The organism is Desulfosporosinus sp. I2, from assembly GCF_000960765.1.
In the GTDB taxonomy this organism is placed as follows: Bacteria; Bacillota; Desulfitobacteriia; order Desulfitobacteriales; family Desulfitobacteriaceae; genus Desulfosporosinus.
In genome coordinates this window covers 1-11,259 of sequence record NZ_JYNH01000152.1, presented here as the reverse complement: position 1 = coordinate 11,259, position 11,259 = coordinate 1, and the positions used below count along the sequence as shown (strand labels likewise).

7 protein-coding genes and 2 pseudogenes are annotated in these 11,259 nt (G+C 40.3%); 7 read left to right on the top strand and 2 right to left on the bottom strand.

Translation table 11 applies throughout. The features are described from left to right. Positions 1-256: 256 nt before the first annotated feature. Positions 257-544: pseudogene (locus UF75_RS21895) on the bottom strand (stage V sporulation protein AD); the annotation flags it as partial. Positions 545-728: 184 nt separating this feature from the next. Then, positions 729-1,880: an acyl-CoA dehydratase activase-related protein gene (locus tag UF75_RS21890; protein WP_045576679.1), complete on the bottom strand. Its 1,152-nt coding sequence runs from the start codon at positions 1,878-1,880 to the stop codon at positions 729-731. 859 nt (positions 1,881-2,739) lie between these two features. Between UF75_RS21890 and UF75_RS31120 the strand changes: the two are divergent. From UF75_RS31120 to UF75_RS21855, 7 genes and pseudogenes are all read left to right on the top strand, one after another. Beyond that, positions 2,740-2,826, top strand: a pseudogene (locus tag UF75_RS31120) (RNA-directed DNA polymerase (Reverse transcriptase)); the annotation flags it as partial. A gap of 301 nt (positions 2,827-3,127) precedes the next feature. Continuing rightward, positions 3,128-4,429 carry a putative DNA modification/repair radical SAM protein gene (locus UF75_RS21885; protein ID WP_045576676.1) on the top strand — a complete coding sequence of 434 codons (1,302 nt, stop codon included), beginning with the start codon at positions 3,128-3,130 and terminating at the stop codon, positions 4,427-4,429. Next, positions 4,408-5,283 carry a TIGR03915 family putative DNA repair protein gene (locus tag UF75_RS21880; RefSeq protein WP_082075289.1) on the top strand — a complete coding sequence of 292 codons (876 nt, stop codon included), beginning with the start codon at positions 4,408-4,410 and terminating at the stop codon, positions 5,281-5,283. Before UF75_RS21885 ends, UF75_RS21880 begins: the two co-directional genes overlap by 22 nt. A gap of 130 nt (positions 5,284-5,413) precedes the next feature. Then, positions 5,414-7,042 carry a spore germination protein gene (locus UF75_RS21875; RefSeq protein ID WP_045576675.1) on the top strand — a complete coding sequence of 543 codons (1,629 nt, stop codon included), beginning with the start codon at positions 5,414-5,416 and terminating at the stop codon, positions 7,040-7,042. Positions 7,043-7,052: 10 nt separating this feature from the next. Next, positions 7,053-8,234, top strand: a complete 1,182-nt coding sequence (locus UF75_RS21870) for a Ger(x)C family spore germination protein (protein ID WP_045576674.1) — start codon at positions 7,053-7,055, stop codon at positions 8,232-8,234. 6 nt (positions 8,235-8,240) lie between these two features. Beyond that, on the top strand, positions 8,241-9,323 hold the full coding sequence (locus tag UF75_RS21865) for an endospore germination permease (RefSeq protein ID WP_082075288.1): 1,083 nt from the start codon (positions 8,241-8,243) through the stop codon (positions 9,321-9,323). Positions 9,324-9,799: 476 nt separating this feature from the next. Further along, complete coding sequence (locus UF75_RS21855; protein ID WP_045576671.1) at positions 9,800-10,984, top strand: C40 family peptidase; 1,185 nt, start codon at positions 9,800-9,802, stop codon at positions 10,982-10,984. Positions 10,985-11,259: the final 275 nt, after the last annotated feature.

The following is an 11,259-nucleotide window of genomic DNA, read 5'->3' as shown; positions in this document are numbered from 1 at the left end:
AGGTCTTGAAGACGGTTGGATAAGCCTTCCGTCAATCTCGGTTCCATGGGGCTAACCCACTATGGAATAACGGCGAGTTGGAGGGCGTTATATCATCCAAGGAGCAGCACCTCCAATTTATGGTTATGTAGCCCGTAGGGCAGGGGAGATCAAGGAACGGGTAATTAATGAGACTCACGATACTGTAATGAAAGAGCTCACATTAAGACCTGTTGTCCTTAGAGAGGGAGCATAACCGCCGCACAAATCATAAAGTTGGTTGATCCTTACTATAGATCAAAATTCCGCAGTCAGTAAAAATCTCTTCAGGTATGTCCATTCCATGTTTTTTCAATAAGTCACCAGCAATCTTATGGCCTACTCTCCCTAAGTCACCAGTTGCAATAACGTCATAATAAGAAGGTTCTCTTTTTAAGTCCCTAAAATGTCTCTCAATTGTATCAACCGCAGCTGAAGCCATTGCTGCACCCATATTGAAGGGGTCGGTGAGGCCCATATCGATGACTCGACCGATAGTGGCTGTTGTTACTTTCGGACCCTCCCCGAAATAATTGGAAAAAATCTACTACAAAGTGGATTAAACCATGAGTGGCTCTATCAAGAACTCAATAAAAAGGGAATTAAAAACACAGAGGATGTTGCTTTTGCTGTGCTGGCTACTAATGGCAACCTTTATGTTGATCTTTATCGGGATGAAGAGTAGACCCCTTTTGTTGAGGTAACCATATTTATTTTCCAGCTAAGTTTTTCACTTCTTCACAGGTTATGTTTCTTGATTTATTTATGCGTGATCGTTCTAATAAATCTACAAACGCTTCCAGTCGCGTCTGTACCCCCGTATGTCCAGTATGTTCATCCATGATTAATTTCATAATCGGAATTTGATAATCGTTTTGAACTCTAGGTAAAACCTCAGCAGCTACTATTTCAGGCATACAGGTAAGAGGAAATAGCTGAATAACCCCATCAAACCCTTCCTGGGCAAACTTTACGGCAGCCCCTACACTTTCTTGACCATGTCCTCCTACAAAATGGGCCAAATAGGGCGTAGCTAGCTTATGGTAAGAATTCATGGAGCGGTAACCATCAATTAATCCTCGGAATACGTTTTCTCCTAACCACCCGGATAAATAAATAGAGCGGTCGACGTGAACGCCCAATTGACCGAGTTGCGGTTCAACATCTGCAGAACTAAACGGATCGAGAACAGTATAAATTTCTCCTACTATGCCAATACGTAGAGGTTCACCGATAGATTCATCCCTATCAGTATTCTGATGACTAAATTGCCGTTCACGAATACTTTCTTTAAGCCAACAGACCACTTCTTGTACTCCTGTGTAACTCATAGTTTGGGCCATTCGCCTTTTTGCTTCGTCGTATAATTTCTCTGCTTCTTGAGCTAATCGCGGTCGCGCTGCATGGATCAAATCTTCAATTTGATCCAAAGCAATAATTTTTTGATAAGCGAATCGCATTGTCTGAAGAATTTTAACCCAGGAGACTTTTTTGCCTACCAAATAGCGGATATGCTGAGCTAATCCAAGAAAACTTCCATCCGGCGGTTCAAGAATCACCACATCATAAGGGTATCCTGCATCTTTGAGAATTTGACGTTCAACTTCTCCGTAATAGCCGAAACGACAAGGCCCGATTCCTCCGGTCATTGCTATCGTATCAGCGCCCTTTTCCGCCGCCTCAATAAAGTTACCTAGGTTAAGTTTAAGAGGGAGGCAAGCGGATTCGGGTGAAAATTTGGTACCAAGCGTAATGGTACGCTTGCTGTTTTCTGGAGGCACAACAACATCTATGTTGACCGATTCAAAGAGTGTTTGTGCCATAATCCAAAGGTTACCCATGTGTGGAAACGTTAATTTCAACAAAGTGACCTCCTTTTGTGTCAAGCGTTTTCCTATTATCTCAAAATTCTCTGATACTTTTAATATATTTCTATCCAATTGTCCTTCTCCTCTTTAATTCTCATTATTATTTTTTCTGTTTGTCTTATATTTATTTGTAAATTCATCCAGCACGCGAGTTCAATGGAGAGTTAAGGCCGTTCGAGATCGAGTTTGAGTTGAGTACGTGCAATTGATTTTTGTATAAGATGTAGAAAGGGGAGCCCGTTAAGCTCTCCCCCTTTTGGTTACATAAAATGGAACAAATAACTTCTTGTAAGTTGGTTGTGGCTGTATTTCTTCAAGAAGCCTCATCTACCATTCTAATCCTATTATATCCAAGTAGTGAGTCTGTAAACTGGTATGTTTTGTCTATTCACCCCCTCGTATGAAGAATTGCGCTTAAGTATGTTCAAGATAAAAAAGTGTAGATCTATACTGATCAGAAGACGAAACTGCAAGTGAAATATAAAATGATAGAAAAGGCAAAAGTGTTGACGCTGAATTAAAAAGTCCGAAAACTGACGGTCTTGCCTGTCCCTAAGTTGACGAATATAATGACCATGACGTTATATCCTTGAAGAAAGGAGAAAGACGCCTCTATTTAGATGTGGTACTGCTACAACAGCATCACTAGAGACGTCTAAAACGGAAGGCTATTGAAAATGCCTATCCTGATTTGGTGGATAACGATCTCCCTGACTGGGGCAAGGATGAAGCATTGCTTGATTGGCTTTCCAGTCTTAAGTAGACCAGATATTATGCAAAGTAAATCAAGGTACAATACAGTAAACGCAATGCTTTTAAAGTTTTACTTTGCATAATCGTTTACTTTGCATAAGGCGGCCCTCTTAGTCCGATTCTTAGTAACATTATGCTAAATGAATTGGACTGGGAACTGGAGAGAAGGGGGCACAGGCATATGCGTAAATCATAGTGGTTTCTAACTGAGCGTGACCCAGCCATTCGGATAAAAGTGCCAGTGGCATTCCTCCGCGGTAGAGATGCATTGCTAAAGTCGGAATAATCCAGAAGTCGGAATAAGTGGTGTGGGAGGTCGGCCACTCAAATAATGAGTGGCCTCCTACCCGATTGAAAATAATTCACTCGAAAATGAACTTTTTAGGTAAGATAAACCTAAAGCCTAACGTCTGTTCGATATATTATTCTTTGACAAGAACGTGTGTTTTATATTATAGTATTATATATGAAGTGAGGAGGAGTGGAACATTGATATTTTTGATAAGCTGACTATTTTGTCAGACTCAGCTAAATACGATGTGGCTTGTACCTCCAGTGGTGTAGATAGAGGTGGTAAGCTAGGTACCATAGGCAGTGCTGCAAAGGCGGGGATATGTCATAGTTTTTCTGCTGATGGACGGTGTATATCTCTACTGAAAGTGCTGATGACCAATGTCTGCATCTTTGATTGTAAATACTGTGTTAATCGAGTGTCAAACGATCCTGTAAGAGTGGCGTTTACCCCAACAGAACTTGCCGAACTTACGATTAATTTTTATCGACGTAATTACATAGAAGGTTTGTTCTTGAGCTCTGGGGTGATCAAAAGTCCTAACCATACGACTGAGCAAATGATTAAAGCTCTTGACTTGTTGCGTAACGTTTACCATTTTGGCGGTTATATTCATGTCAAGGCAATACCTGGGGCAGATAGTGAGTTGATTACGCGTTTAGGTGTTTTGGCGGATCGGATGAGTATCAACATTGAGTTGCCATCTCAGGAGAGCCTAAGGCTTTTAGCACCGGACAAGACTAAGGAATCCATCTTGCGTCCCATGGGATTGATCAGTACCAAGATCCAGGAAAATAGTACGGACCTTGTAAAGTATCGTCATGCTTCTAAATTTGTGCCAGCCGGACAGAGTACACAGCTTATTGTAGGAGCGACTCCTGATACGGACCATAAGATATTAACCTTAACCGAAGGACTATATCGAAAATATCATCTCAAAAGGGTGTTTTTCTCTGCCTATATGCCGGTGGCTGAACATTCACTGCTGCCTTCCGTGGACATCAGACCACCTCTCTTGCGAGAGCATCGACTTTACCAGGCTGACTGGTTGTTGCGGTTTTATGGCTTTGAAGCCAAAGAACTGCTTGATGAGCAAAATCCTAATTTCAATTTACAGGTGGATCCCAAGTGCAATTGGGCACTCAATCATTTGGAGAAGTTTCCTCTGGAGGTTAACAAAACGCCGTATGAGATGCTATTACGAGTACCCGGCATCGGCGTGACCAGTGCTCTGCGTATACTTACGGCTAGGAGAAACGGCCTGCTTGATTTTTCTGGACTCAAAAAAATTGGGGTTGTACTGAAGCGCGCGCAGTATTTTATTACCTGTCAAGGAAAGATGATGGAGGGCCTTAGAATTAGCTCAGATGGAGCCATTAGGGCGTTGATGGCCGATCAATACAAGCTCCCGGCACCCTATTCTGAACAGCTGTCACTTTTCACTGAGCCGTTCCTGACGAGAGAGGATGTGCAGCAATGTCTGACAGGACAGGTGTAGTCTATGCCTATGATGGTAGTTTTGAAGGACTGATGTGTTGCGTTTTTGAAAGCTACGAGCAAAAGGAGATCCCCAACGACATTCAGCCCGCTGGTCTACATCAGAGCCAACAGAGCCTTTTTGTTACTGAAAAATGGATTGAAACAGATAAGCCTAAGGCAGATAGGGTTTTCAACTCAATTCCCATGAAGATTTCGACCCAAGCACAGGAGTTGGTTCAGCTCGGCTTTTTAACGTGTGCCCCCCACAAAGAATTGTTAATCTATCGTTTCCTGCGTTTAGGATTTAGGCATGGGAGCAAGGTTATGGCTATGCTTACCGATGATATAGTAAATTCCCTTCAAAAAGCGGTCCGCCACTTGACGTCTGAAAGTCACAAGTTCAAGGGCTTTGTTCGTTTTTCCGTTTATGGAGAAGTGCTTGTAGCCGTAATTGAACCGAAGAACTTTGTCTTACCCCTTTTATCGCCGCACTTTTGTGATCGTTTCCATAATGAAGCGTTTATGATATATGATAAAACTCACAGCGTGGCCTTGATTTATCGTTCGCCCAAAGCAGAACTGGTATTTGTTGATCAGTTAACGCTACCAGAAGTTGAGGGTACTGAAGTTGAATATCGTCGTTTATGGAAACAGTTCTATAGAACCATTGCCGTAGCAGGACGAAATAACCCACGCTGCCGTATGACTTTGATGCCCAAACGATATTGGGGACAAATGACTGAATTTGATGAGACAGAGGGACAAGAGATATCTAAAGACTCAACTCAATGGCGTGTGGCAGAAACTGCTACTGAGAAACTTCAAAATTCAATAGAGTCTTCAGATTCCCCGTTCAGATATTCAAAATCTTAAAGACTATACATCCATAATAAAGCCTCCAACACATTTTGACGTGTTGGAGCTTTATTTATCCAAACAATTTGGATAAATAATTAAAGAGATAGAAATAATAAAGAGATGACTCAGAGGAGGGATAGGGATATTGATTAGTTACATCCTCAAAAAATTGCGGTATTTAAAATTATTGAACGTAAACTATGCAGACGATCAAAAGAAACAAGGAACGTCTGAATATGGGCAAAGTACCCCAATTAAGCTTTCTCAAAGTCTTGAGAAAAACCTAATTGCCATCAGGAATCTAATTGGAAATAATTTCGACGTTATTATTCGAGAATTTAGCTTTGGTGATCATATCAATGTAGCACTAATTTTTCTTAGTGGTATGACGGATCAATCGATGATCAATGAAAATATCATGAAGCCTTTAATGTCTGAATCACATTCATCTCAGAATGAAACGCTAAAAATTAAAGATATCGCGCAAATTAAGGCGAGAATACTTTCAGTAGGTGGAGTTAATCAATATAGTTCATATGATGAAATAATTGACGGATGTCTGTCCGGACAGTCGATTTTGTTGCTTGATGAATGTAATGAAGCTTTAGCCATAATGACGACTAATTGGAAGTCACGAGCGGTAGAAGAGCCAAAAACTGAATCCGTCGTGCGTGGGCCACGTGAAGGCTTTACCGAAAGTTTACTGACGAATACCACCTTAATAAGGCGTAAAATCATGAGCCCTGATTTAAAAATAGAATCCATGAAACTAGGTTCGAGAACTAAAACTAATGTTTGTATAGCCTATATACAAGGCATAGCCAATCCTTTACTGATTGAGGAAATTAAGCGTAGGCTTAATCGGATTAAAACAGATTCCATCCTTGAGTCAGGTTATGTTGAGCAATTTATTGAGGATGCTCCGTTTTCCATATTTTCGACAGTCGCTAATAGCGAAAAGCCTGATGCGGTTGCTGCAAAGATCCTTGAGGGGCGGGCGGCAATTTTGGTTGATGGCACTCCTTTTGTACTCTCAGTCCCTATGGTGCTGATCGAAAGCTTTCAGAGTTCAGAGGATTACTATTCCCGGCCGTTCTTTGCAAGTCTGATTAGATCAATTCGATTTTTAGCCTATTTTATAAGCATCTTTGCCCCTAGTAGCTATGTAGCTTTAACGACATTTCATCAAGAGCTGATTCCTACTCCATTGTTATTTAGCATGGCAGGTGCTCAGGAAGGGGTTCCATTTCCGGCAGTGATGGAGGCAATCATGATGGGTATAATCTTTGAGATTCTAAGGGAGGCGGGAGTTCGATTACCAAGACCAGTAGGACAAGCTGTTAGCATTGTTGGGGCCTTGGTAATCGGAGAGTCCGCTGTAACAGCAGGACTCATCGGAGCACCTATGGTCATCGTTGTAGCCTTAACTGCTGTCTCTAGCTTCGTTGTTTCAGCGCAGTCGGATTCGGGAGGGGTCCTACGTATTACTTTTGTTATACTAGCAGGGTTTATTGGTATTTATGGGATAGTAATCGGACAGTTAGGAGTTTTTATTCATTTAGCTTCACTGAGATCATTTGGAACTCCTTATTTGTCACCGCTGGCCCCTCTAAGTATTCGGGACTTAAAAGATACCATTATTAGAGCACCAATCTGGGCTATGTTTACAAGACCTAGAACGATAGGGTGGCATGACCCTGAACGTCAGGAATTTAGACTGAAACCTAGCTCACCATCGGAAGAAACTAAGGAACAAAATAAAGCTGTTAGATAAGGTGTAATCGATGAAACGAATAAGCTTTTGCACTTTCAGATGTCTCATAATTTGTTTGATTCTTATTTTAGGGACAACGGGCTGTTGGAATCGACGAGAACTAAATAGTTTAGCGATTACAATGGGGGCTGGTATTGATAAACTTGAGGATGAAGACGTTACGGATCAATTGCAATTAACAGTGCAAATTGTTAAAACGAGTGAGATTAAAGTAGGTGATAAAGGCAATTCTAGTGCTGATGCCTTTTGGAATGCAAGGAACACCGGGAAAAGCCTGTTTGAGGTCATAAGAGGTTTCACTCATCAATCTAGCCGCAAGTTATATTGGCCCCACAATCAAGTGATTATTTTTGGCCGTTCGTTAGCAGAGGCAGGGATCCGAGAACATATAGACTTTTTTGTTCGAGACCAGGAAACTCGCCTTGGGGTGTGGATTTTGGTAGCAGAAGATCAGGCAAGTGATATTTTTGAAGTAAAACCAAATTTAGAAAGAATACCCGCAATCGGTCTAGCGAACTTGTTAAAGGCCCAGAAAGCATCCTCTCAAACTACTGCTATCAAGTTAGATGAGTTTGCAACTCGCTTAATGAGTAAAACGACGGCCCCCATTGCCGCTTTTGTTAAAATCTCTGGTCAGGGAAGTAAAAAATCACTGCTTGTGACCGGAACGGCTGTTTTTAAACAAGATAAATTAGTTGGGGAATTGAATAAAACTGAAACTCGAGGCTTATTATGGGTCCTTAATAAAGTAAAGAGCGGGATCATTGACGTTGTGAGTCCTGAAAGTAATGGGAAAGTTAGCCTGGAAATTATTCGTGCCAAGAGCAAGATCACACCAGAAATCATTGAGGATAAAGTTCATATGAAGGTCGATATTAAAGAAGAGGGGAATATCGGGAGTCAGTCATGCACAGATGACTTAGAAAATCGTCAAACCATTAAAAAACTTGAAGATGAAAAAAATGCTGCTATAGAAAGCGAAGTCAAAGCAGCATTAAGTAAAGCTCAGAAATTAAATGCAGATATATTCGGCTTTGGTGATGTCGTGCATCAAAAATTCCCTAAGGAGTGGAAAGAGTTAGAAAGTCGTTGGGATGAAATTTTTCCTGATCTTGAAGTTGAGGTAACTGTCGAAGGGAAGATACGTAGATCAGGTTCTTCTAAAAAAGCAGTAGCGCCGGCAAAGGAGTAAACCATATTGAAACTAGAAAAGGGAGAAATATCAAGCTCGCAACTCATGTTTTTAGTAGGTGGGTTTATTCAAGGCTCGCTATTGACCTTAGCTTTTGCCAAGGATGCGACAAAGCATGATCTTTGGCTAGCCTTAATCGCTGCGTTGATGATGAGTCTACCGTTAGCGTTAGTTTATATAACGCTTGCCTTAAAATTTCCCGGTCAAAATTTGTTCCAAATCAACGATGCTGTTTTCGGGCCCTATTTAGGCAAATTGGTTTCTTTTCAATATATCATGCTATTTCTTATGATTGTCTCCTCCAATCTGTGGTTTGCAGGTGATTTTTTTCTTACATTTTTCTTCCCCGAAACTCCTATCATAGTCATTATGATCATGTTTGCGTTTATCTGCGCTTGGGGAGTACGTGCAGGGATAGAGGTTATAGCGCGGATGAGCATTATACTAGTCTTGTTCACTATCTTGATCGCTCTAACAACCTTTATTCTTTTACTTAACGAAATGAAATTCAGCAATTTCCTACCGATCTTTGATATACCTATTCATGATTTTATTCAAGGGACAAATATTATGATGGCGATTCCCTTCAATGAAGTCATTATTTTTATGATGGTAATCCCTTATGCCAATAAAATGAAGCAGGTCAAAACTTCTGTTTTATACGGTTTGATGATAGGAGGGATAACCTCACTAATAGTAGTGATACGAAATACTGCGGTGCTTGGACCTCTTGCTGATATTGTTGTATCTCCTTCTATGGAAGCTGTACGATTGATAGACCTTGGAGAAATTATCGAGAGATTGGAAGCGTTAGTGGGAATTGGGTTAATACTATCGATGTTTTTGAAAGTTAGCGTTTTCTATTATGCAACTGTTTTGGGTATGGCTCAGTTATTGAAGCTACGCTCATATGTTCCTTTAGTTATCCCAGTAGGGATTATTGGAATCACACTTGCTCTAACTAATGAATCTTCCATTCAATTCACCTATACAGCCATGAATACATACCCCATCTTCAGTTTATCATTCTATATCGTGCTTCCACTTATCTCCCTTTTAATAGTTAAGATACGCAAGTTACCAAAGTAGAAGAAAGGAATGTGAAATGACCTTTTTACTAATGAGTGTTTTTTTAGGTATTATTTTATTTGAAGTCCCCAAGCTTATTAGGAATAAGCATTGGCGAGAACTAATAGTTTTTTCAAGTCTACTTTCTATGGCTTTCATACTCTCGTTATTACAAATTTTAGATGTAAAAGTACCCAGCCCTTTCGAAGGGATCAATTTTTTGATAAGAGACGTGTTGCATTTAAATTACAAATAGTTTTCAAACCGAAAATAAACCATCTCATTTGAGGTGGTTTTTTCCATTATTAGAGCTCCACATATATGCACCGTACCTTGCAATGAACTTTGCCAATTATTTGTTTCTGACATGATAAACAAGGAATTTCGTGGTTTTATGACGAACTATAGAAATATAGCTGCACTTATTCCAGAAAGTATATAACGATAAGTTATACTTCTAGTATAAAAAATTTTATAGGAGTTAGAGAGGTCTTAGAATGCAACGTAACTATCTAATACGGAAGACAACCTTAGTAGGCATTATAGGAGTCTTTCTCTTCGTAACTTCATCAATTCCAGCCCAAGCTGAGGATTTACAACAACAGCTCAAGCAATCACAACAGCAAGCGAATCAATTAAATGGTGCTTTGAATGATAAAAAGGCTAAGGTGGCGGGAGTAACGTCCCAGGTTTTAGCTTTAAAGCAATCTGTTCAAACTTTAAATAATAGCATCGCTCGTGAGCAAGCGAAACTAGATGAAGAACAAAAGAGCCTTAAAAATTTGGAAGATCAGCAGCAGAAACTTAAGGAACAACGAGAGGAACATATTAAAGCGTTAGGGCAAGTTTTGAAGAATAACTATGAGGAGGGTATTAATACTTACTTTGCTATTTTGTTTGAGGCTACAAATTTAGCGGAATTTTTGGATCGAGCTGAAAAGATACAGCTGATTATTGGTACTTACGGTAAGCTGCGTGATGATCTCATCGTCTTGAACGAAACCTTGAATAGCCAAAAGGAATTAATCAATCAAAAGAAGGTTACGATTCAAGCTGCAATCCAGGATAAGACTCAAACACAGCAATCTGTGCAACAGGTGTTAGATAAGCAACAAGCAATTCTTGCTCAATTAAGTACAGAAGAGAAAACAACCATGAACGCTGCTCTTTCTGCTCAGGCCAAGGTCAGTCGGATCCAAAAATTAATTGAACAAGAAGAACTTGAAGCAGCGTATGCGGCTAAGGCCCCAAATCAGTCCTCTGGTGGAGCTAATTCTGGCGGTGGGGTGGCTGGTACTGTCCAAGTTTCCGGTGGAGTGCAACAGATTCTGGATTATGCCGCTCAGTTTTTAGGGACTCCCTATGTCTGGGGAGGTACGACAGCATCCCCGGGATTTGACTGTTCAGGCTATACTCAGAGCGTATATAATCACTTTGGGATAAAATTAAGTCGAACCTCTGAGCAGCAGTATTTAAATGGTGTTTCTGTTTCACGATCTGACTTGAGCCCCGGTGATTTAGTATTTTTCCATACGTATTCCTCAGGGGCTTCTCATGTTGGGATCTACATTGGAAAAAATACGATGATTAATTCATCCTCAGGTGGAGTCTCTTATGATGATATGACCGATTCTTATTGGTCTAAACGGTATCTTGGCGCTCGGCGCGTCATCGCTCCCTAACTGAACGAAAAGTGAATACTTAGCAAAGTGTAGCCCATTTATACAAAATCATAAGTTTTTTGAATAAAAGAAGGCGTTTTTTATGTGGTTATCAAGTAAACCAAAAAACGCCTTCTTAATTATTAACTTTTTTTGGAATTACCAAAAGAACCAAGCTTTTCGCCAATAGATCGTAAAAACCATCAGGCTAACCCAAAGTTCGAATAAGGCTACTCCCTTAATTTTTCGACATTTTATGATATAATATTAAAAATATTTGAATTAAGTTAACGGGG